Origin of the sequence: Desertibacillus haloalkaliphilus (assembly GCF_019039105.1) — a bacterium.
Taxonomy (GTDB): domain Bacteria; phylum Bacillota; class Bacilli; order Bacillales; family KJ1-10-99; genus Desertibacillus; species Desertibacillus haloalkaliphilus.
On the sequence record NZ_JAHPIV010000007.1, the window covers coordinates 124,163 to 145,182 of the forward strand.

The following is a 21,020-nucleotide window of genomic DNA, read 5'->3' on the forward strand; positions in this document are numbered from 1 at the left end:
CCACCTCTCTCAAAAAGAATAGTGCCTCTGTCTTCTTGGAATAATAACCATAATCTCTCTCGTGAGCTTGCAAAAGGGGGCAGCGTTGATGTTTGACCTCATCAAAATGATCGTCAAAGTGAGGTATTGGACACTAGCATTGATCATTACAAGTTTCTTTCTTGTGAGCTCATTTGTGATTTATTTGATTGAGCCCGAAAATTTCCCCAACCCGTTTATCGGATTTTGGTGGGTAATGACCACCGTAACAACAGTTGGTTATGGTGATTATGTCCCTGAAACGATTCCCGGGCAATTGTTTGGATTATTTCTCTATATTATCGGTATCGGTTTAGTCGGTGTCGGCTTAGGAAAAGTTGTTGAGGCATTTGGAATTTATCGACGATTAAAGGAGGAAGGGCGATTGAATTTTAACGGTCATGACCACTTTGTCCTTGTTGGCTGGTCACAACGAGCCGAAAAAACCGCAAACGAAATCTTATTAGCAAGAGAAGACGCGATCATCGTCTTAATCGATACAATTGACAAAATTCCATTTGAGCATAGTCGCTTTCATTTTATCCAAGGAGATGCGACGGACAGGAGCGTGTTAGATAAGGCACACGTTAGTCAAGCAAGTGCCGTACTCGTCTTTGCTCCTGACCAAATTCTTGACCCCTCCTTTACGGATGGTAAAACATTGTTAATTGCCTCTACCATTGAAAGTTATGCAACAGAAAAAAGCAAAGACATTTACACGATCGTTGAGATTAGCAAAGAACGACATATCCCAAACTTCAAGCATGCAAATGTCGAGGCATTTGTACTATCAAGCGAAGCATTTTCTGATTTAATGGCAAAATCAGCCTTACAAAAAGGATCAACAAGCTTGTTTATGAAGCTGTTAAGTGCGGATCAGGGGGACAACATTTGGGAAATCAAAAAGAAACCATCATGGAAAACGTATAATGATGCCTTTGAAGCATTAAAAGAAATGGGGGCGAATTTACTTGCCGATCATCAAGATTTCGGAATCACTCGCCGCCTAGATGAAGAAATCCCCTTTGATGCAAAGCTCTACGTTATTTGCGATCAACAAACGTACGAAAAGCTCCGTTAAACCTTACTGCTAAGCGCGGTCCGCTTACGACCTTGGGCCGCGCAAACAATACACACTTATCACTTGTTCAACTGTTTCTGCTACTAACTGATCGGCACGTTCCATTGCACAATCAAGGGTTTGCGGGCGATCAGTTATACTAAAAAACGCATCTACACCATACTTAGCTACTTTTTTATACCCGTCATCTAAGCTTCCTGAGATACAAATAACCGGCACTTGTTTCTGTTTCGCACGTAATCCTACACCCATCGGCACTTTTCCAAAACTCGTTTGCTCATCCGTTTTCCCTTCCCCTGTAAGCACAAGACTTGCACCGTTCACCTTCTCATCAAAACCCAGAACATCAAGGACAAGGTCAACACCTGGTTGTAATCCCGCATCCAAAAAAGCGATCAAGCCCGCACCTAGCCCTCCAGCTGCGCCTGCACCTGGTAAATCCTTCACGTCTTTTCCCACTGTTTCTTTTACCACTGCTGCATAATGTGAGAGCGCTTGATCGAGCTGTTCTACCATCAAGTCTGTCGCTCCTTTTTGCGGTCCAAAAATAAAAGATGCACCATTCGGTCCGCAAAGCGGATTTGTTACATCACTGGCTACCACCACTTCAACATCACGAAGGCGAGGATCAAGATCTTCAATCGAAATAGAATGTAGCCGTTTTAACTGTGCCCCTCCCCGCTTTAATTCAACACCTGCTTCATCAAATAATTTTACACCAAGCGCAGTCGCCATCCCTGCTCCACCATCATTCGTTGCACTTCCTCCAATGGCAAGGAGCAATCGCTTGCAGCCATAATCAAGAGCGCACTTTATTAATTGTCCTGTGCCATATGTACTTGCTTGCAAGGGATTGAGACGGTCCGATGAGACTAGGTTAAACCCTGAGGCTTCAGCCATTTCAATTACCGCCGTCTCTTTATCTCCTAGTATTCCCCATTTTGCTTCAACAGGGTCACCTAAAGGTCCTTCAACGGACTCACGTTTTTGTTCCCCGTATGTATGATGAACCAGCGTATCCATCGTTCCTTCACCACCGTCAGCAACTGGAACCATCTCCACCTCCGCTTCAGGTATGGCCCGTTTCACTCCTAGTTTCATTTGTTCAGCTACTTCTAGAGCCGTCAAACTCCCTTTAAATGAATCTGGTGCAACAACTACTTTTACCAAAACTCCCACCCGCTTCCTCTGCAGTTTTCTTCATTATACTAGTTCACCCACAAACAGAAAAAGACCTAAAAGGGAAATAGGTCCTCTTAGGTCAGCTTGATATATCAAAGGGTGTACAGCTTTACATTAGTAGGTTATTTTCTCCCTCTTCTGCCACGGTCACGCTGGCCACGACCTTGGTTGCGATCTCGATCGCCACGGCGCTTCCCGCGGTAGTCCCCTTTATTTTTCTGGTTTGGTTGTTTCTTTACTCGAAGCGGCGCTTCTCCCGTTAATTTGATCGGTGTTGTATCCGGCTCTTTCGTAACCATCCGTAAAGCCGCAGAAACAAGTGCAATGGAATCATGGTCCTCTAAAAGCTCTTCTGCAGTAGCTTTATAATTATGGTGCTCTCCTTTACCGATGACTTCAAGTAATTGTTCAACGGCTTGACGCTGCTTTCCTTCAATTGCATCTTCAAGCTTTGGCATCGGTTTGCGTTCCATTTTCTTCTTCGTCGTTTGTTCGATCGTTTTTAAATGAGTCATCTCGCGTGGGGTGACAAACGTAATCGCAAGCCCTTTCTTTCCTGCTCTACCTGTTCGTCCAATTCGGTGAACATAGCTTTCCGGATCTTGTGGGACATCAAAGTTATAAACGTGTGTCACACCGCTAACATCTAGCCCTCTCGCCGCTACATCGGTTGCGACTAGCACCTCAATATTCCCACCTTTAAACTTACGTAAGACATTTTCACGTTGTCGCTGATTAAGATCACCGTGAATCCCTTCTGCGTCATATCCTCGTTTCGTTAACGCTTCCGCTAATTCATCTACACGACGCTTGGTTCGACCGAAGACAATGGCAAGCTCAGGTGAATGAATATCGAGTAACAATGATAACGTATCAAATTTCTTCTTCTCTGACACTTCAATATACTCTTGCTCAATATTTGGTACTGTCATTTCCTTTGCCTTTACTTTGATCAACTCAGGATCTTTCATAAATTTTTGAGCTAAACGCTCGATTGGTTTTGGCATTGTCGCTGAGAACAGTAACGTTTGTCGTTCGTCAGGCACTTCACTTAAAATCGTTTCAATATCCTCCACAAAGCCCATATTTAACATTTCATCCGCTTCATCAAGCACGACCGTTTTGATCGTATGCAATTTAATCGTCTTTCTCCGAATATGGTCAATAATTCGGCCAGGGGTGCCGACAATAACATGTGGTTTACGTTTTAAGGCACGAATTTGTCTTCCAATATCTTGACCGCCATAAATCGGTAGCGTACGTACTTTTTTAAATTGACCAATTTTATTTAATTCTTCACCAACTTGCACCGCCAATTCACGCGTCGGGGCGATGACGATCCCTTGCACTTGATCAAGCTCCATATCAATTTGCTCCAATAACGGGATCCCAAATGCTGTTGTTTTCCCGGTACCTGTCTGTGCTTGTCCAATAATATCTTTACCTTCCATTGCCAGTGGGATCGTCTGTGCCTGAATCGGTGTTGTTTGTTCAAATCCCATTTCACTTATTGCTCGATTAATCGTATGTTCTAAATTTAATTCATAAAACGTTGTTGCCAATCTTATCACTCCATCATCTATGTTTGTAGTACTTTTATTTTGTGCTTAAAAAAAGACATTATCCGTATCAAACAGATAATGCCTTTTCGCTTTCGTTGTTATATCAAATTATAGACGAACAACGTTTGCAGCTTGAGGGCCACGGTTGCCTTCTACAATTTCAAATTCAACTTTTTGTCCTTCTTCAAGCGTTTTGAAACCTTCGCCTTCAATTGCAGAGAAGTGTACGAATACGTCATCTCCGTCTTCACGCTCGATAAATCCAAATCCTTTTTCGCTGTTAAACCATTTTACAATCCCGTTCATGTTTTGGGCCTCCTAAAAAATAAAAGAAATTTGAAAAAAAGCAGAATACCTTAAAAATCACTTCCGCCTAACTTGAGGCCGCAAAATCATTTTCGATGTTCATTACTTTTTAACTCTCACTAACTATACCATAGGCCACAAACAAAAAGCAAATGGTTTTATAAAAAATATTTATCCACTTGTACAACTCAAGGAACCAATTCCCTCGATTTTTTTAAAACCTTTTCTCTCATACTAATTGTGAACGAAGAAGCCGTTCATACCTTTAACTTCCGCTCTGATGTCAAACATGGAAGGAGACATATGTATATGATAACAAATGAACAGCTTTCTACATTCCGTTCACTGTTAGGAGCGATGCAAGATTCGCTCACACACCGCCTAAAGGATCATGATCATTACGATATTGAAAAAGCTCATATACAAGAAAGCGTTGGCGAATTATCAAATTATGATAATCACCCCGGAGACGCTGGTACCGAATTGTATGAACGTGAAAAAGATAGCGCTTTGCTTGAGCACGTTGAGGATGAATTAAAAGCAGTTACCTCAGCATTGCAGCGTATCGACAAAGGCACATATGGTCGATGTGTCACATGCGGAAAAGAAATTCCAGTTGAACGTCTCGAAGCGTTACCGACAGCATCACATTGTAAGGAACATTCTCCAGAAAGAGTTGTTTCACGCAATCGACCAGAAGAAGAGGATATTTTGCGCCCTGCTTTTGGTAAATTCATTAATGACGATGCTGATGCGACCTTCTATGATGCTGAAGATTCATGGCAAGACGTTTCATTTTATGGAACATCTGAGACTCCATCAGACTTTACAGACCAAGGAAAGTTCAGCTATGAAACAATGTACATTGACTCAGATGAACCTATTGGGTATGTTGAAGATATCGAAAGCTTCTTAACAGCTAATATTGATGGACATTTTTCAGGTGTATCCGCCAATATCGTTCACGAGCAATACGAAACGATGTTAGATGCCAATGATGATATGGCAAATGATAACATGTTAGAAGGACTATACTCTCCCGAATATAAGCGATATGGAGATTAACAATGGTTTCACTCGCCAGATGTCCGTTGTGAGGAACCCAATCACAACGGGTTTTTAAAAGATAGTGGGATTACGCTCATTTTCAAGGCTGGGACAAAAGGTAAAAAACAACCTTTTGTCCCAGCCTTCGTTTATGAACCAAGCTTTTTTCGTTTCATCAGAACACCATCATCGTATGAATAAAAAACCTAACGCCTGAGGTGGCGCTAGGTTTTTCTTGATGAATGCTCGACCATTCACCTGTTTACAACTTAAAACAACGCAACAATCATTAGTTGTTGTTATTATTATTGTTGTTATTGTTGTTGTTGCGATTGTTGTTTAAGTTTTGAGCGTCGTTCTCATTTGCAAATTCTGCATTTAAGTTATCGACGTTCAATTCTTGGTTGTTGTTATTATTGTTGTTGTTGTTGCGGTTTCGATTGTTCTTTGCCATCCCTATCACCTCCCATGCCCTTATCTTGCCACCCTTTTCCTAGCTTATTCATCATTTTTTGACATTTTTTGACTCGCAACATCTTCAACAAGCAAACACACTCTATCGCTCTTCATTAAAACCTTCTTTTGGTAAATCAATATTTTTTCCGCGATATTCATCAATTTGCCCATCAACTGTCCCCTCTACATAAGCATCACTCACTTGCTCATGCGTAAACGAAAGGCCTTGTTCGACTTCTAAAGAGCTGTCATAGTCAGATGGATGATAAGAATTTTCTGCGACATCCGTGCTCTTTGCCTTTTTCGATTGCTTTCTAGGCTCATTCATTTGATATCTCCTCCTTTTTTTGTGATCGTTTTTAGTTTGTTCTTAAAAAAAATTAATATGAATGCAAGCTTCCGTAAAAACTGTAATCACAGGGAGGTGAGTAAACTGAAACATATTACAGCATTACTTATCAAAACTTTAATGGTTACACTTGTATTATTAGTTGTCATGAGTGCCATTTATAATTACCCAGTAGGTTCAACTGTTGCGCTGTCGCTAATTGTTGTCGCATTAAGCTACATTATCGGAGACATAGGAATCTTACGTGTGTCGAATAACACCGTTGCCACGATTTCCGATTTGCTACTCACAACATTTGTTCTATGGATGGTCGGACCACTCATCATCGGACTTACGGTTTCCTTTTGGGTTTCCTTTATATCAGCCGTATTGATTAGTGCTGGGGAATACTTCTTCCACAAATATGTATCCTCGCTCATTCTCCGAAAACGTGAAGACCCTTACACCCAAACATAAACGTATTTAAAATTAAAAAAAGCCCTTAATGGGCTTTTTTCCTTACTATTCTTCATTTCAATTGTTTCAAGTATACGACAGTGACTGACTAATTTCCCAGGAAATAGACGACATCCTATGCCATATCCAACTCATTAGCCATTTCCTCTTTTAGTTTCTCATCAATTTTCATTTTCCATTTCTTCTCTTCGTAATAACAAAAAAATTTACAACCCTGATAATCTTTATAACACCTAGCGTTTACGGTATTTTCTTCAACCAATTGATCTGTCAGGTCGCACATGTACGCCCCATTTCGTAAGGAAAAAAAGCCAGGGTCTTCCCAGTCAATAAATGGACAACACTCAGTAGACATTTTCCACCGCCTCCTTTTTCTACTTTTTCCGTCTAGTTTACAGTATGCAGCACAGACAAGCATCTAAACACATCTGACAAAACTAGACAAAATCAGCAAGAATCAAAGACAGGAAAAAGAGCAAGCGCTATGCTTGCCCGAGTGTCATTTTAATTTTTATCATCTTCATTATTGTTCGTCGGTTCTAGATCGTATTCTTCTTCCAACTCTTCAAGAATCTCTTCTTTGATGAGCTCTCGTTGTTTTTTACGGAACTTTCTTTTCTCAAGCTTCAAATCTTTACTCATCATAACGATAATTGAGATCACCATTAAGATCATGATAACCGCAAATGGTAACGCTGCTACAATTGAAGCAGTTTGTAAACCACCAAGCCCACCACTCAACAGAAGTACACTTGCTGTTCCGGCAATTAAAAAGCCCCAGACGATTTTGACCCCCATTGTTGGATTTAAGCTTCCTCTTGATGTCATCGCTCCTAATACATAAGAAGCTGAATCCGCAGAGGTAATAAAGAAGATCAAAATTAAGATCACAGCAAGCAAGCTCATGATTGACCCTAAAGGAAATTCCCCTAACGTCGCAAATAATGCTAACTCTACATTTTCTAGTACAATATCTGCAATGCCACCATTACCAAAGACTTCAATATGTAAGGCAGAGCCTCCAAACGCACTAAACCAAATAATTGCTAAAAGTGTAGGGACAATTAAAACCCCTGCCATAAATTCACGAATGGTACGTCCTCTTGAAATACGCGCAATAAATAAACCCATAAATGGCGCCCAAGCAATATGCCAAGCCCAATAGAAAATGGTAAACGATCCTAACCATACACTGTCTGTATAAGGAGTTAGCGTCAAGCTCATCGGAACTAGGTTTGTAATATACCCCCCAAGAGCCGTAACCATATTTTCAAATATAAATAATGTCGGACCAGCAATGAGTATAAATAATAGTAAAATCGCAGCCGTCGTTAAGTTTATGATACTTAAATACTTGATCCCTTTATTTAAGCCTGACGCTGCAGAAAACATAAACAAAATCGTTACAATGACAATAATGATCATTTGTGTAAGGACTGTATTTGGGATATTCGTTAAATACGAAAGACCCCCACTAATTTGCATAGCACTTAACCCAAAGGTTGTTGCAACCCCCGTCGAAGTAGCTAATACAGCAAGAATATCAATCGCACGACCAAACCAACCATCCATTCTCTTACCAAACAGCGGATAAAATGCAGAACTAATTAATGCTGGTTGATCCTTACGGTACTGTACGTAGGCTAGTGCGAGCGCTACCAATGAAAAGATTGCCCACGGATGTAATGCCCAGTGATAAATGGCATAACGGAGACCGACACGTGCTGCTTCAGCAGTCTCAGGGATCACACCATGTGGTGTATCAACATAGTAAAGAACTGGCTCTGCTACACCCCAGAACACAAATCCAACACCAATTCCAGCTGAAAACAACATCCCTACCCATGTATAGAAATTATATTCTGGCCGGTCATCTGGTTTCCCTAACCGTAAACGCCCATATGGACTAACCGCCAAGAATATGACAAATCCAACAAAAAAAGCTGCAACAACCATATAAAACCAACCAAAGTTTTCAATTGTTGCATTCAATGCATTGGAAGCCACATGATCTAAACTAGATGGACTAATGAAGCCCCAAAGCACAAACATTGCGACAAGAATCGCTGAAATATAAAAAACACTTCCTGGTTTTTTTTCTTTATATGTATATTTCATATAAAAGATTGCCAAAATTTGGATAAACCAAAATTTTAGACAGACATGCCCTCCTTTCACCTGTTAGAATTTCATCATTTCACTAAAAAATGACTTTTATGAGGCAATGTGTTAATTATAGTAATAAAATGAATAAGATTCAATATGTTTTACAAAAGAGGAGAGCAAAATCAAACGATTACTCTCCTCCACTCTCATGTTTACTTATTTCTTAGTGATCGTGAGCTTCGTCTTTAATCTCTGCTCTCATGTCCTCAATTGATTGCTCACGCCGCTCATTTTTTGCTTGAATTTTTTCCTTTTCTTCTTGAGAAGACGTATATTTCATCGTTTCTTCCGCCTCCTCGATGTTTTCAAGCGTGTGTTCGACCATATTCTGAAGCTTTTCTACGTTATCGCTTCTGTCATCTGGTTTTGGATGTTTATGCATGGTTTACCCCTCCTTCACTTTTATTATTTTTCGGCTTGCCAAAAAAAATACCACTTCTTTTTCTTTAAACACTGATCATCCGAACCTTAGGACAATCTATGAACCTATTGACAATATCATTAAGGCGGGAGTACATTATAGGTGAACTTGACTCAAGTGGATGGTTGAAAGCGCTGACTAAACTCGTACATGTTGAGCGGGTTTCTTACGTTTTTATATAAAGGAGTCGTGTCGTCATGAAAAAGCAATTTGCCGTCATTGGTTTAGGAAGATTTGGATCGAGTATTTGTAAAGAACTATATAAGCTCGGACATGAAGTATTGGCCATTGACACGAACGAACAGAAAATTAATGAAATTACTCGGTACGCGACACATAGTGTGATTGCAGATGGAACAGATGAAAAAGCGTTACAGTCTGTAGGCATTCGCAATTTTGATTATGTGATCGTTGCGATTGGTGATGACATTCAATCAAGCATCCTATCAACGTTACTACTTAAGGAGCTTGGCATTGAGCAAGTATGGGTAAAAGCCCAAAATTATTATCACCAACGCGTTTTGGAAAAAATCGGTGCTGATCGCATCGTTCACCCTGAACAAGACATGGGAATGCGAATTGCCCAACATCTCGTATCGGAAAAAATTATCGACTATATTGAGCTCTCCGAAGATTACAGTATTGTTGAAATGGTCGCCACTACAAAAGTCGATCAAGAAACGCTTGCTGATTTAGATATTCGTGCAAAATATGGGTGTACGATCTTAGGGATTAAGCGAGGGAAAGATATTAATATTTCTCCCCTTCCTGATGATCTTATCCACAAAGGTGACATTCTTATCGTTATTGGTCATAAAAATGACTTAAAACGTTTTGAAGATGAAGGTTTGTAGAATCTGTTGCACAAACTCTTATAACGAACAAAACAAAGAAGGAGAATGATCATCTAGGTCACTCTCCTTTCTGTTTTGTTACATTGTCACATTATATTCTTCTAGTGCTGATTTCAAATCAACAATCGTTTCAATCCGATCACCAAGTGGGATGCCAAGTTCAACCATCGTATTGGCAATCTCAGAACGAATCCCCGTTAGAACCGTGTCACAGCCCATCACTTTATAGCCATTTACAATGTTAAATAAATGTTGAACAACAGCTGTATCCAAATAAGCAACACCAGATAAATCGATAATCACTTTCTTTAATTTTAACCGCTCAATCTCAGCAAGAGACTTCTCTTGTAACTTTTTGGCCCGGAACGTATCCATCGTCCCTACAATAGGTAAAATCGCTACCGCATCAGAAATTGGGATCATCGGAACTGATAATTCCTCAATCACTTCTCGTTGAGAATGAAGGACTTTATTGTTGTATTCATTATAACTTATAAAATAATGATGGATAAACGAATCTAAATAATAATTTGTTTTTTTCTCCAACATAAAAAATTGGTCCATATCAATATTCATATATTTGTGAAAATTATAAAGGAAATCCCAGTATACTTCCTTGAAGCCACGAAACCATTCTAACTTTAGCGTTGATGTTAAATCACTTTTTGCCCAAGAAATCCCATGTTCTTTTGCCAAGTAAATCAGTTCATGCTCTGAATCCTCTTGGATATAATCAATGATTTTGTGTGTCGATTCAAACAAGTGATCCTCATCAAACGGTGAGCCTTTCACTTCTGGTAAAATACTTTTTATTTTTTCTTTGAGAATACGCTCAAAATGCTCTTTATTATATGTAATAAATTCACTAAACGAATGCCCATCGATATATGTTAATTTATCCAACGCAACCAACCTCATTTCTTTTTTTTCAATTATTGGAAAAATAATTGTAAATGTAGTTCCAACATTTACTTTACTTGTCACATTCACTTTTGCACCGTGCTTATATAAGGTTGAAAAAATTTGTGTGACACCCATTCCTGTACCTTCATCCTTTGTTGAAAAGAAAGGTGTGCCTAGCATTTCTAATTTATCTTCGGGGATCCCTACGCCTGTATCTTCAACAATAATAATTAATTCCGAATTCTCTCGATAATAATCTAACGTAATAGAGCCTTCTTCAGGAATGGCTTCAAAAGCATTTTTAAATAAATTGAAAAATGCTTTTTTTAATGCGTTTTTCTGACCATAAATGATTGTATCTTTATCTTTATACTCTTTGATAATTTCCACCCGATACACTTGGTCCTGAAACAATGAAAGGATAGATTCAAGCTCTGAATACAAATTAATGTTAATAAAAGCTTCTTCATTTTGTTCTGGCTTTGATACTTGAAGCAAATCATTTAATGTATCAATGGCGTGATCTAATTCATTTAAAGCAATATCAACATACGTATTCGCTTCTTCCTGTTGGATTAATTGTAAAAAGCCTTTTACGGATGTAAGTGGGTTCCTAACTTCATGTGCAATTCCAGCGGAAACTTCTCCTATTGAAGCTAGCCTGCTTAACCTAACTTTTTCATTTTCATCGACTTGTTGATGTGCATGATTCCCATTTAATCGCAAGAATCGTCGTCCCCCCTTTTTCATTTTTTTCAATATGAAACTCGTCCATTAGTGTTTTGACCCCTCGTAAGCCTAACCCTAATCCTTTGGGCTGTGTTCTCTTTTTACCGACCAAGATCTCTTCAAGGTTGCCAATCCCAGGGCCACAATCCTTGACGACAATTTTAATGCCATGACTTATAACTTCACATAAAAACCAGCCTTTACCGTTTGCATGATCTATAATATTTCTCGTCAACTCAGAAATGCTAACTAAAATTTTTTGTTCATCAACTGCCGAAAATGAACAGCGAGCTAACATTGATCGGACAGCTGTTACGGTAATTAAAATATCTTGCTCATTATTAATCGTTATTTTTTTAAGTTTTTGCATACCAAGCCCCTCCGCCAACAACTAACAGGAAGCAGGAAACATCCACAAATCAAATATTACCATATTTTCTTTCAAGTAGAATTTTTAAGAAGTTAGGTAAAATTTATTAGTTTCTAACACTTCCTTAGGTTAAATGAATGATAGTATAATGTACTCATTATAACAAATTATTTAAAATATTCCAAAAGTAATACCATTCCAACTATAGATGGATTATTCAAAATATTTTGTGACATAAAGTTTTAACTCTAAATCATAGTGGTCTAGGTATAAATGCATAACAAGCTTAATAAACTAGTCCTTTATTCTCGTTTTTATATTTTATCTAACGTTGACTAAACTGGAAAAGATTAGGCAGTTGCTTAATTTCTAGAAAACATAGTCATTTACCCAATCTCAACCTGCCTCGCTGACATAGATGTATTGTGTAAGCAACAAAAGGAGGTGTTCTTGAATGAGCGGAGTTGCCGGAGCAGGTTATTTCGGAGGATTTGCGTTAATCGTTGTCTTGTTCATCTTGTTAATCATCGTCGGTGCAGGTGGTTATTTAGGTTACTAATGTAAAAGAAAGAACAGATAACGAGTAATAAAAGGAGGAGTGACCTCATGTACGGACCAGGTTATGGTGTAGGAGCAGGTGCAGGATTCGATTATGGTGCTGGTGCAGGTTATGGTTATGGGGCACCTGGATGCCACACAACGTATGCGGCACCAGCTGCAGGATACGGTGCAGGACGCGGTTTTGCATTAATCGTCGTGCTATTTATCCTGCTAATTATCGTTGGTGCATCTAGATTGGGTTACTAATTTAGTGAACCATAGAACCTATCCAAAGAAAAACGCGGGTAGGCCCTACCAACAAAGTATAAAGGTTATCAGCATGAGCCCTTCCACTTTTTCAGTGCTTGCATAGAATGTAAGTGAAACGAATGAAAAGGAGGTTTCTCAATGGGTGCTGTAGGATATGGCGGCGGTTTTGCGTTAATTGTCGTGCTGTTCATCCTCTTGATCATCGTCGGTGCATCTTGGGGTTGGTAATGGAATGATAAAAGGGGCTGTTTTCTGACAGCCCCTTTCTGCTTACATTCATTAACGGCCAACCTTCTTCTTTTGAAAGATTTCTTTTTGACCGGTAACCTGTACTGTAAAATCAACAGATACGTTAAATTCTGCATTTTGCCAACCACTATCATGCCACCCTAGCTCTTCATAGAATTCGTAATCATCTACCCATATTCGTTGGCCAAGTAACCACGGTTCCACATTGAGTTCTTGCATCTTGGTAATTGTTCGTTCAACCTCAGCTTTGATTTCTTCTTCCATTTTCTCTTCAATCTTTTTTATGAAACCAATCTCAGCTTCAACCATCGGGCGACTTAATTCCACAACATCACCAGAACCACGAAGCTCTAACTCAAATTGGACAGGATTGGTTTTCTGAAAAGAAAGCTTTGGGGTAAATTCCACCCGTGTTAACGCAACCTTTATTTCTTCCCCCTCTTCTTCTAGTGTAATCGAATAGTTCATAAACTCTAAACGCTCATTCTTTAACAGTTGACTCACACTAACTTCCGATTTTGCTAATTCACCAACGAGTTGATGATCCTTAAACACACCCATTCCTTCAATCATTAGTCCCTCTTCAGTTAATGTTCCAACTGGAATTGTTGCTGCTCGTGACACTGTTGTACTGTCACGTAAATATTCAAACAATTTCGTATCTCTTGAACGACCAATTTTTTGGTCAGCGTCAAAAAAACGATCTAAATAGAGAGACGGAAGATTAACTAATGGTGATTCGGTATTAATAAATGTTTCTGCATCGACTTCTTTGATTACTAAGAGCAGCACTCGACTAGCGATTGCCGAATCACGACTCAGCTGATCGAGTACAGGTTCGAGGTTTTCTTTTGCCACCTCTTCAGAAATCGTTACAACTTTTAATTGCCCGAGAAAAAGAACAGTCGGTGTAATCGCTTCGATGTTTGCTAGCGCATCTTGAATCGAATCCCCTTCTTCTGATTTCACTTCAAACTCCCGTGTCAATTCGGCTCCACCACTACTACCAGCACCTCCAAAGATTGGGATTTGCACACCAACACTATATTCCTCCACGTCCCCTTTATCGATCGCTAATCCAAGAATCAATGAACGGTCATCTAATTCTCTTAGGTCTGTTTGACAACCGCTACACAGGACGAGAAGACTCATAAAAAGAATCATCCTACGACGAAATATTCGTATCATCTTTAGGTGTCCCTCGCTTCTTTTTTAATGTCAGAAAAATCAATAGAAGGGTTGGCATCACAAATCCGTACAAAATTAAGTTAATGTTATGAAATGCCCATTGATCGATAATAAATTCCGGCGTCATTAGTGATAACATGTAAATGACAGCTAAATAAATAACGATAAAAAGGTTTTGATTCACCACTGGCCACGCTTTTTTCGTTATATAGACCATAAACCATGTGTGTACAATGAATAATTTGTAAAAAGAAACGATCCAAAATCCGATAAATAATAAATCTAATCGTTCTAATAACCCTGTACGCGTTTCGATTGACTGCGTTAACGCTGTGATCGGCGATAGCAATTGCATCGCATGATCAAAGCCAAACGTACCTAAGACACCTAAACTAAGTCCACTATAAATAATAACAATCATGATTAAGCTCAGGTTCATCGGGGCTAATATCGCTTCCCCCTTTCTCATATACACTAAAAAGGCCAAAGTAGGCACAATGGCAGCATAACGTGCCATATCTGAGACAGAGCTTTTTAAAAAAGTAACTACATCTGTGGAAAACACCGGTGCCACAAAAATCCATTTAAAATAATCTTGAAAAAACGCCATGACAATGACACTTAATAGGACAAGGATCTCTAAAACGACAAAATAAACAGCAAAACGAGTGATCGCAATGATCCCATAATACACACCAACACCTGCAATGATGAAAAAAGGAAGTAAGACCATCCATTCAGGTGTGACCTTAAGTAAATGGACTTGAACAATCTCTGATAAACCGTTCGTTACTCGTGCTGCACTTAAAATCGTCCCAATAATAAAATAGAAAATGACTACAAAATAGAGCCACCCCCAAAGATGATCTTTCAGTGCTTTAAAAAAATCATAATCGGGGTATCTTTTCGTGAATAAAGAGATCAACCAAAGCATCAAAAAAAACGGTATTGAGACGACAAGTAGTTTTAACCAACTGCTCCTAATCTCTTCTCCAGAAACATATGGCAAAAACAAAACACCTAATGTTACTGTCGTACAAAACATAAACGCAAAGAGATCAAAGGCGCGAAATTGTCTTTTTATTTCCAAACAATCACCTTCTTTCTATGTTGATCGGTCCTTGCGTGTAGCAAAGCGGATAAACACGTCGTAAAATTGCTTTGCATTTAATGGTGAAAGTGGTGACAAATAAGGTTTACCAAATGATTGTAAATGACATAAATGGATCGTCACCAAAATTACCCCTAACATTAAGCCATAAATCCCTAAAATTGACGTAATCATTAAAAAGCCATAGCGAACAATCCTCCACGCTAACGCGAGCGACCAGGTTGGAACCGTAAAAGAAGCAATCGCCGTAATCGAAACGATAATTATCATCAAACTACTGACAATCCCGGCTTCAACAGCAGCTGTTCCAATGACAATCCCACCAACAATCCCAATCGTTTGTCCAACAAAACTCGGTAACCTAATACTTGATTCAACGAGAACATCTAAGGCAAACATCATTAACAATGCCTCAGCTGGAGCTGGTAATGGAATATTGCTCCGTGATTCGGTCATCGTTAGTGCTAATTTGGCAGGAAGCAATTCAGGGTGAAAGCCAACAAGGGCTACATAAAGTGATGGCAGCATCGTCGCGATAAACAGGCACACTAACCTCAACAATCGAATAAAAGTCGTATTCCAGACGAGGTCGTAGTTCTCTTCGCTTGTTTCATATAATTCAATCAGTGTTGTCGGCACGTACAGAACAAACGTCGAGTTATCTACAACGATCACGACCTTACCTTGACTCAATGCAAATGCCGCTCGATCTGGCCGTTCGGTTTGAGACGTCAACGGAAATACTGACATCGGCGAATCTTTGATCTTTTTTCCTAAATGTCCCGCTTGAATGATCGTATCGGTCTCAACACTTTTAATCCGTTTCTCTACTTCCCTGCATAAATCAGGATCAGCATATTCTTCTAAATAGAGCATCGCCACTTTATTATGGCTAAGTGAACCAATTTCAAACTGCTTCGCTTTAAAACGCGGATCACGAATAAATCGTCTCAAAAGCGCTACATTGGTCGCAAAGTCTTCAACAAATCCTGACTTTGGTCCATACACTTGATATTCCGTTTCTGGCGGGCTAATGTTTCGTTTTTCCGTCGTTTCAATCGGAATAACCGCAGGCTTCATTCCTTCCACATGACAGATTGCTTTACCATCTAATATCGCTTGAATTAAGTCTTTCCAACTCGTAGGCTCTCTGATCATTGCACTATATAGTACTTGTTTCAAATCGTTAACAGGAGATTGTTCACCATTTTCGATGCGAAGAATAAAAGGTTCAACAATGGTACTATAAAGAAGGTCCTGATTGACTAAACCGCCCATTGAAAAAATGATAATGTGTTGTCCTGACGGGATCGACAACACTCGTTTTTGAAAATCATCAATATCACTAAGCACCTTTTCAAGTATGTGTTCTAACTGAACAGGATTCATTGGAAATGCCTGTTCTTCTTTTTTAAAGCCTATTTTTTCTTCTAAGAAATCATCATAATCCCTCTCTTCAAAATGAGGGGCCTTCTGCTTTATCTTTTCTAATTGACCTTTAAAGAACATCATTCATCTCCTATTTATAAGCACTCAAAATTTACTATTTTTATTGTGTTCGTGATCAAAGGAAATATACGAAAATTCCCATTGTTGACGTCTGATACCATCTATGGCAACGAGCGTTATGATTTAGAAAAAAATCCTTGTTAACTGAATGAATTTGGCAAGATCACACATAATAGCAAATGCAACGTGAGTCATCGCTTCTATTAGGAGCAGGTCAGAGTTTGGGTGCGGCAACACCATCTAAAGGCTTGCAGCTACACTTACCTAGCCACGAGGATCGGGGGCTATCTCGTATAAAGTAACGACCATGTAAATCGTCCTTAAAAGTTTTACTTTAAAATGATCTCGAACTAAGGGAAGAGTTACTTACGAGACAGGGCCCCTTCCCCTAAAGCCATGCGCATAGAGTCGCTTCTATCGTATCTATTCATACAAGTAGCGAATTGTAGCATTGCCTACGAATCATAAAATGAGGAGGCCAACGAATCGGATGGAAGAATCCTGGGTCATTGTCGTTCGTGCTGTTATCGCCTTTTTCTCATTATTAATTTTCACGCGTTTATTAGGTAAACAACAAATGGGAAACCTCTCCTACTTTGATTATATTAATGGAATTACCATTGGTTCGATTGCAGCAAACCTGGCAACAAATCTGACCGGTAAAGCCTGGGTTCACTGGATTGGACTACTCGTTTTTATCTTATTATCACTAGCTTTACAATGGATCACGTTAAAAAGCCGTTATTTACACAAAATCATTGATGCTGAACCGGTCGTTGTCGTACAAGGTGGCAAAATTCTCGAACAAAACCTTTCTAAAGTTCGAGTAAAAAGCGATGAATTGCTCACCTTACTGCGGCAAAAAGGTTGTTTTGATTTAACAAGAGTTGAATATGCGATTTTGGAAACCAACGGTAAATTATCGATCTTGCCAAAATCAAAATATCAATCGTTAACTCCTGATGACTTAAATATAGAGGGCTCAATCGTTGGGCTAACGACAGAAGTCATCATCGATGGAATCATCCTCTCACAAAATCTTCGTCAACGTAAAAAATCAAAGCAATGGTTAATGCAAGAATTACATACAAAGAGGATTTATGATCTAAAAGAAGTCTCATTTGCCGCCATACTCCCTAATAATCAGCTCTATGTTGATACATTTGCTGATCGGGTTAACGATGAGGCAAACATGAGTGACTATGAAGGGCCATTTTAAGGGGTTTGATTATGAAGAGAAGATTATTAGTCTATGGTTTTCCGGTACTCATTATTGCTTTAAGTGTCGTCGTCATGACAAGTGGCAAAGTTGTCAAGCATCCACTGAAAGAGGATGATCATTTTATCGAACAAGTAAAACAAGTACATACGAATGTAACGGAAAAACAATGGGGAAAAGCAGAGGATTCAATCAAACAAGCCATTGATACATACGACTCAATCGTCAATCGTGTTCAATTTAGTGTCGAACGTGAATTAATCTATGATATCCACGTATCGCTTGCCCGAATCCACGGCTGTATTGTAACGAGGGATGACACATCTGCCATTCAAGAAATCTATGTACTTTATGAATTATGGAAGCATCTGGGTAAGGGATAACCTTGAAAATTGTGGTTGGGCGTGGCCCTTTTTGGAAAATGTGCCAATCGATACCGAGCATATGTATGCCTCTTTTTCAAATGCTAAGAGAAACTGAGATGATAAGAGGAGGCGACCATTTATGCTTCAACAACCAAAGAAAAGACAACCACAGGGAACCTCACAAAAAAATAAACCAACGTTTACAACTGATTTTCCAACCGAAGCCATTAAGAAAGAGTATTACAAACAAGACCAACCAGCACCCCAGCCAAAAGATTACGATGAAATCGAATACTAAGTCGACAAGTGTAAAAAGGCTGTCTCAGTCTGGGTTCGTTCCTTATGAGACAGCCCCTAAAACATGTGTTAGAAGTGATTGTTCCTCAAACTTGCATGAGGTTTGAGTATTATAATGTAACCACCGTTCTGCCCCGTACTTGGCCTTGAAGAATATTTTCGATAACAGTAGGCAATTGCTCTAAGTCTACTTCTTGTTCAATATCTTTCAGCAAGTGCTCTGGTTTTAAATCAGTCGCTAATCTTTCCCATACACGCAGTCGAGTGTCCATATCACAATATACTGAGTCAATTCCGACTAAATTAACCCCTCGTAAAATGAAAGGAAAAACAGTTGTTGGAAGCTTCGTTCCGCCCGTTAAGCCACTCACCGCCACCGATCCACCATACTTCGTCGAACTAAGTATGTATGCGAGTGTCTGACCACCAACCGGATCGACTGCTCCTGCCCATTGCTGTTGGTCTAATGGTCGAACCTTCTCCGGTGAAACCTCTTCACGTGATAAAATCGTTGTCGCACCTAATTGTTTTAAGTATTCATGTTCGCTTTCTTTCCCTGTACTTGCAACGACCTCATAACCTTTTTTAGCTAACATGGCAACCGCAAAGCTTCCAACACCTCCCGTAGCTCCGGTTACAAGAATCGGACCATCAGGAATATGACTTTCTTCAAGACGTTGAACCGATAACGCAGCTGTAAATCCAGCTGTACCAAATGTCATCGCATCTTTTAAGGTTAAGCCATTTGGGAGAGGAACAACCCAAGCTGCAGGTACACGAGCATATTGACTAAATCCACCGTAATGAGACACACCTAATTCATAGCTAGTGACAATCACTTCGTCACCTTCAGCGTAACGTTCATCCTTCGAAGAGACAACCGTTCCAGCTAAGTCAATTCCAGGTACAAATGGGTACGAGCGCACAATCCCGCCATTAGCGATACTTGCTAATCCATCCTTATAATTGACACTTGAATAATGTACGCGAATCAGTACGTCCCCTTCCGGTAAATCCTCGAATGAAAGGTTTTTGATTTCTGTTACGACTGAATCATTCTCTTTGTCAACTACGAAAGCCTTAAACATATCTGACATCTGCCTCACTCCTTTTTCTATTCCCTCATTTTCCTCTCTACTATATTATTATTCTCGCTTCCCTCCACGAATTCCTCGTTCATTACGGTTCTCATTTACACTTCAAAGCGTCATAACGATGTGCAAGCCTATTTAAACGCCCTGCACTGATAATTCTCCCCTTAAGTACTTTTACCCGCACACTTCAATCGAAAACAAACGAGATGCGAATCATCGCACCTCGTTTTGCCTTCCATATTATGTGTATTGTTTGATTGGATTAAGTATATCTTGATCCATTGGTTCGATCGGTTGAATATTCGTACGATTTGCTAAAAACTCTGGTCGTGGACTTTGACCTGAGAATGGCTTCACTAATTTATTTTCAATACTATTATAAACGAAGAACACATTACTACGTGGGAACGGAGAAATATTTCCTCCAGAACCATGCATAATGTTACATTCAAAGAACAGTACAGAACCTGCAGGACCTGTAGCTGTATCAATTCTACCTCCTGCTTGATCAACTAGCCATTTTAAACTTTCATGATCAGGAACCCCAAATTGTTGTTTTTGTAGCGACTGCTCAAAATGATTATCCGGAGTCTTACCCGGACAAGAGATATAATAATTATGAGAACCAGGAACTAACATGAGTGGTCCATTGTGCTCATAATTGTCCGTTAAGATAATTGAGCAACTAACCGCCCTCATATTCGGCATACCATCTTCCACATGCCATGTTTCAAAATCAGAATGCCAATAAAATTCTTTCCCCTTAAAACCTGGTTTAAAATTAATTCTTGATTGTGTAATATACACTTGGCTGCCTAACAGTTGGTTAGCAACCTCGACCAAACGTCTGTTTCGTGACAAACGCTTGAAAAAATCAGTGTTATTATGAACATCAAACACTGACCGAATTTCTGCACTTTCAGGTTCTCGGATTACATCAGCTGATTCTGCATGTTTATTTTCATCCATCACTTGCGCTAACTCTCGGCGCAAAACGTCCACTTCCTCAGGAGAAAATAAATTTTTGAACATTAAATAACCATTCTTTTCATAAAAATGGAGATCCTCTTTCCCCAGTGGACCTTCGTTTTGCATGGGATTCTTGTAAACAACAGGATCTTGTCGCTTCACGATTGCTGCTTTTTCACTCACTCTTGAAGGATATAAATCTGCTACCATCCAATCACCCCTATGTTATGTTATTTTATTGTTCAGTTCGTAAGGCCTATACCTCAACCTTACCGAGTACATTTTACCTCTACCTCATAAGTTTTTTCA

The 21,020-nt window shown here is 39.4% G+C and carries 24 protein-coding genes and 1 pseudogene; 10 read left to right on the plus strand and 15 right to left on the minus strand.

Annotated features, from left to right (window positions below):
- Window positions 1-61 precede the first annotated feature (61 nt).
- Window positions 62-1,099 carry an ion channel gene (locus tag KH400_RS09580; protein WP_369009378.1) on the plus strand — a complete coding sequence of 346 codons (1,038 nt, stop codon included), beginning with the start codon at window positions 62-64 and terminating at the stop codon, window positions 1,097-1,099.
- Between the two features lie 24 nt (window positions 1,100-1,123).
- Here KH400_RS09580 and KH400_RS09585 read toward each other — a convergent pair whose 3' ends face one another.
- From KH400_RS09585 to cspD, 3 genes are all read right to left on the minus strand, one after another.
- Complete coding sequence (locus tag KH400_RS09585; protein WP_217224230.1) at window positions 1,124-2,269, minus strand: glycerate kinase; 1,146 nt, start codon at window positions 2,267-2,269, stop codon at window positions 1,124-1,126.
- 134 nt (window positions 2,270-2,403) lie between these two features.
- Window positions 2,404-3,843: a degradosome RNA helicase CshA gene (gene cshA, locus KH400_RS09590; protein WP_498067629.1), complete on the minus strand. Its 1,440-nt coding sequence runs from the start codon at window positions 3,841-3,843 to the stop codon at window positions 2,404-2,406.
- Between the two features lie 108 nt (window positions 3,844-3,951).
- Window positions 3,952-4,149: a cold-shock protein CspD gene (gene cspD / locus KH400_RS09595; RefSeq protein ID WP_217224232.1), complete on the minus strand. Its 198-nt coding sequence runs from the start codon at window positions 4,147-4,149 to the stop codon at window positions 3,952-3,954.
- A gap of 309 nt (window positions 4,150-4,458) precedes the next feature.
- Between cspD and KH400_RS09600 the strand changes: the two genes are divergently transcribed.
- Window positions 4,459-5,214, plus strand: a complete 756-nt coding sequence (locus tag KH400_RS09600; RefSeq protein ID WP_217224234.1) for a TraR/DksA C4-type zinc finger protein — start codon at window positions 4,459-4,461, stop codon at window positions 5,212-5,214.
- A gap of 271 nt (window positions 5,215-5,485) precedes the next feature.
- Here the strand turns inward: KH400_RS09600 and KH400_RS09605 are convergent, their stop codons facing one another.
- Both KH400_RS09605 and KH400_RS09610 read right to left on the minus strand, forming a co-directional pair.
- Window positions 5,486-5,650 (minus strand): hypothetical protein, encoded by a 165-nt coding sequence (locus KH400_RS09605; protein WP_217224236.1) that lies wholly within the window; start codon window positions 5,648-5,650, stop codon window positions 5,486-5,488.
- A gap of 102 nt (window positions 5,651-5,752) precedes the next feature.
- Window positions 5,753-5,980 (minus strand): YozQ family protein, encoded by a 228-nt coding sequence (locus KH400_RS09610; protein ID WP_217224237.1) that lies wholly within the window; start codon window positions 5,978-5,980, stop codon window positions 5,753-5,755.
- Window positions 5,981-6,076: 96 nt separating this feature from the next.
- On the opposite strand from KH400_RS09610, the gene KH400_RS09615 reads away from it, so the two are divergent.
- Window positions 6,077-6,457 (plus strand): DUF2512 family protein, encoded by a 381-nt coding sequence (locus KH400_RS09615; RefSeq protein ID WP_312889105.1) that lies wholly within the window; start codon window positions 6,077-6,079, stop codon window positions 6,455-6,457.
- Between the two features lie 115 nt (window positions 6,458-6,572).
- On the opposite strand, the gene KH400_RS09620 is transcribed toward KH400_RS09615, so the two are convergent.
- The 3 genes from KH400_RS09620 to tlp form a co-directional block, all read right to left on the minus strand.
- Window positions 6,573-6,812: a hypothetical protein gene (locus KH400_RS09620; protein WP_217224238.1), complete on the minus strand. Its 240-nt coding sequence runs from the start codon at window positions 6,810-6,812 to the stop codon at window positions 6,573-6,575.
- 149 nt (window positions 6,813-6,961) lie between these two features.
- Entirely contained in the window at window positions 6,962-8,575 is a 1,614-nt protein-coding gene (locus KH400_RS09625; protein ID WP_217224239.1) for a BCCT family transporter, read from the minus strand.
- Window positions 8,576-8,786: 211 nt separating this feature from the next.
- Entirely contained in the window at window positions 8,787-9,005 is a 219-nt protein-coding gene (gene tlp / locus KH400_RS09630) for a small acid-soluble spore protein Tlp (RefSeq protein ID WP_217224240.1), read from the minus strand.
- A gap of 236 nt (window positions 9,006-9,241) precedes the next feature.
- Between tlp and KH400_RS09635 the strand changes: the two genes are divergently transcribed.
- On the plus strand, window positions 9,242-9,898 hold the full coding sequence (locus KH400_RS09635; RefSeq protein WP_217224241.1) for a potassium channel family protein: 657 nt from the start codon (window positions 9,242-9,244) through the stop codon (window positions 9,896-9,898).
- A 78-nt stretch (window positions 9,899-9,976) separates the two neighbouring features.
- Here the strand turns inward: KH400_RS09635 and KH400_RS09640 are convergent, their stop codons facing one another.
- Both KH400_RS09640 and KH400_RS09645 read right to left on the minus strand, forming a co-directional pair.
- A complete protein-coding gene (locus KH400_RS09640) occupies window positions 9,977-11,527 on the minus strand; it encodes an ATP-binding protein (protein ID WP_217224242.1) in 1,551 nt (516 codons plus the stop codon).
- Window positions 11,487-11,900: an ATP-binding protein gene (locus KH400_RS09645; RefSeq protein ID WP_217224244.1), complete on the minus strand. Its 414-nt coding sequence runs from the start codon at window positions 11,898-11,900 to the stop codon at window positions 11,487-11,489. The genes KH400_RS09640 and KH400_RS09645 overlap by 41 nt, the downstream gene beginning before the upstream one ends.
- Before the next feature lie 454 nt (window positions 11,901-12,354).
- On the opposite strand from KH400_RS09645, the gene KH400_RS09650 reads away from it, so the two are divergent.
- From KH400_RS09650 to KH400_RS09660, 3 genes and pseudogenes are all read left to right on the plus strand, one after another.
- Entirely contained in the window at window positions 12,355-12,459 is a 105-nt protein-coding gene (locus KH400_RS09650) for a YjcZ family sporulation protein (protein ID WP_217224246.1), read from the plus strand.
- A gap of 170 nt (window positions 12,460-12,629) precedes the next feature.
- Window positions 12,630-12,707 (plus strand): annotated as a pseudogene (locus KH400_RS28475) (YjcZ family sporulation protein); the annotation flags it as partial.
- 141 nt (window positions 12,708-12,848) lie between these two features.
- A complete protein-coding gene (locus KH400_RS09660) occupies window positions 12,849-12,938 on the plus strand; it encodes a YjcZ family sporulation protein (RefSeq protein WP_217224248.1) in 90 nt (29 codons plus the stop codon).
- A gap of 51 nt (window positions 12,939-12,989) precedes the next feature.
- On the opposite strand, the gene KH400_RS09665 is transcribed toward KH400_RS09660, so the two are convergent.
- The 3 genes from KH400_RS09665 to KH400_RS09675 are packed head-to-tail and all read right to left on the minus strand — an operon-like array spanning window position 12,990 to window position 16,770.
- Window positions 12,990-14,147: a Ger(x)C family spore germination protein gene (locus KH400_RS09665; protein WP_312889106.1), complete on the minus strand. Its 1,158-nt coding sequence runs from the start codon at window positions 14,145-14,147 to the stop codon at window positions 12,990-12,992.
- Window positions 14,125-15,237 carry a GerAB/ArcD/ProY family transporter gene (locus KH400_RS09670; protein ID WP_217224250.1) on the minus strand — a complete coding sequence of 371 codons (1,113 nt, stop codon included), beginning with the start codon at window positions 15,235-15,237 and terminating at the stop codon, window positions 14,125-14,127. The genes KH400_RS09665 and KH400_RS09670 overlap by 23 nt, the downstream gene beginning before the upstream one ends.
- Before the next feature lie 15 nt (window positions 15,238-15,252).
- Window positions 15,253-16,770, minus strand: a complete 1,518-nt coding sequence (locus KH400_RS09675) for a spore germination protein (protein WP_217224251.1) — start codon at window positions 16,768-16,770, stop codon at window positions 15,253-15,255.
- A 487-nt stretch (window positions 16,771-17,257) separates the two neighbouring features.
- Between KH400_RS09675 and KH400_RS09680 the strand changes: the two genes are divergently transcribed.
- The 3 genes from KH400_RS09680 to KH400_RS09690 all read left to right on the plus strand — a co-directional run bounded on the left by KH400_RS09680 (window position 17,258) and on the right by KH400_RS09690 (window position 18,649).
- A complete protein-coding gene (locus KH400_RS09680; RefSeq protein ID WP_217224252.1) occupies window positions 17,258-17,986 on the plus strand; it encodes a DUF421 domain-containing protein in 729 nt (242 codons plus the stop codon).
- Between the two features lie 11 nt (window positions 17,987-17,997).
- The gene (locus KH400_RS09685; protein WP_217224254.1) at window positions 17,998-18,369 is read left to right on the plus strand and encodes a DUF4363 family protein; all 372 of its coding nucleotides are present in this window, start codon (window positions 17,998-18,000) and stop codon (window positions 18,367-18,369) included.
- 121 nt (window positions 18,370-18,490) lie between these two features.
- Window positions 18,491-18,649, plus strand: a complete 159-nt coding sequence (locus tag KH400_RS09690; RefSeq protein WP_217224256.1) for a hypothetical protein — start codon at window positions 18,491-18,493, stop codon at window positions 18,647-18,649.
- Between the two features lie 109 nt (window positions 18,650-18,758).
- On the opposite strand, the gene KH400_RS09695 is transcribed toward KH400_RS09690, so the two are convergent.
- Window positions 18,759-19,745, minus strand: coding sequence for an NADPH:quinone oxidoreductase family protein (locus KH400_RS09695; RefSeq protein WP_217224258.1), 987 nt, complete (start codon window positions 19,743-19,745; stop codon window positions 18,759-18,761).
- Window positions 19,746-19,982: 237 nt separating this feature from the next.
- Window positions 19,983-20,921 (minus strand): ectoine hydroxylase, encoded by a 939-nt coding sequence (gene thpD, locus KH400_RS09700; RefSeq protein WP_217224259.1) that lies wholly within the window; start codon window positions 20,919-20,921, stop codon window positions 19,983-19,985.
- Window positions 20,922-21,020: the final 99 nt, after the last annotated feature.

Coding starts and splice junctions, on each gene's coding strand:
- cspD (WP_217224232.1), bottom strand. CDS start 4,149: ATGAACGGGATTGTAAAATGGTTTAACAGCGAAAAAGGATTTGGATTT.
- KH400_RS09600 (WP_217224234.1), top strand. CDS start 4,459: ATGATAACAAATGAACAGCTTTCTACATTCCGTTCACTGTTAGGAGCG.
- KH400_RS09605 (WP_217224236.1), bottom strand. CDS start 5,650: ATGGCAAAGAACAATCGAAACCGCAACAACAACAACAATAATAACAAC.
- KH400_RS09610 (WP_217224237.1), bottom strand. CDS start 5,980: ATGAATGAGCCTAGAAAGCAATCGAAAAAGGCAAAGAGCACGGATGTC.
- KH400_RS09620 (WP_217224238.1), bottom strand. CDS start 6,812: ATGTCTACTGAGTGTTGTCCATTTATTGACTGGGAAGACCCTGGCTTT.
- KH400_RS09625 (WP_217224239.1), bottom strand. CDS start 8,575: ATGAAATATACATATAAAGAAAAAAAACCAGGAAGTGTTTTTTATATT.
- tlp (WP_217224240.1), bottom strand. CDS start 9,005: ATGCATAAACATCCAAAACCAGATGACAGAAGCGATAACGTAGAAAAG.
- KH400_RS09635 (WP_217224241.1), top strand. CDS start 9,242: ATGAAAAAGCAATTTGCCGTCATTGGTTTAGGAAGATTTGGATCGAGT.
- KH400_RS09645 (WP_217224244.1), bottom strand. CDS start 11,900: ATGCAAAAACTTAAAAAAATAACGATTAATAATGAGCAAGATATTTTA.
- KH400_RS09650 (WP_217224246.1), top strand. CDS start 12,355: ATGAGCGGAGTTGCCGGAGCAGGTTATTTCGGAGGATTTGCGTTAATC.
- KH400_RS09660 (WP_217224248.1), top strand. CDS start 12,849: ATGGGTGCTGTAGGATATGGCGGCGGTTTTGCGTTAATTGTCGTGCTG.
- KH400_RS09665 (WP_312889106.1), bottom strand. CDS start 14,147: ATGATACGAATATTTCGTCGTAGGATGATTCTTTTTATGAGTCTTCTC.
- KH400_RS09675 (WP_217224251.1), bottom strand. CDS start 16,770: ATGATGTTCTTTAAAGGTCAATTAGAAAAGATAAAGCAGAAGGCCCCT.
- KH400_RS09680 (WP_217224252.1), top strand. CDS start 17,258: ATGGAAGAATCCTGGGTCATTGTCGTTCGTGCTGTTATCGCCTTTTTC.
- KH400_RS09685 (WP_217224254.1), top strand. CDS start 17,998: ATGAAGAGAAGATTATTAGTCTATGGTTTTCCGGTACTCATTATTGCT.
- KH400_RS09690 (WP_217224256.1), top strand. CDS start 18,491: ATGCTTCAACAACCAAAGAAAAGACAACCACAGGGAACCTCACAAAAA.
- KH400_RS09695 (WP_217224258.1), bottom strand. CDS start 19,745: ATGTCAGATATGTTTAAGGCTTTCGTAGTTGACAAAGAGAATGATTCA.
- thpD (WP_217224259.1), bottom strand. CDS start 20,921: ATGGTAGCAGATTTATATCCTTCAAGAGTGAGTGAAAAAGCAGCAATC.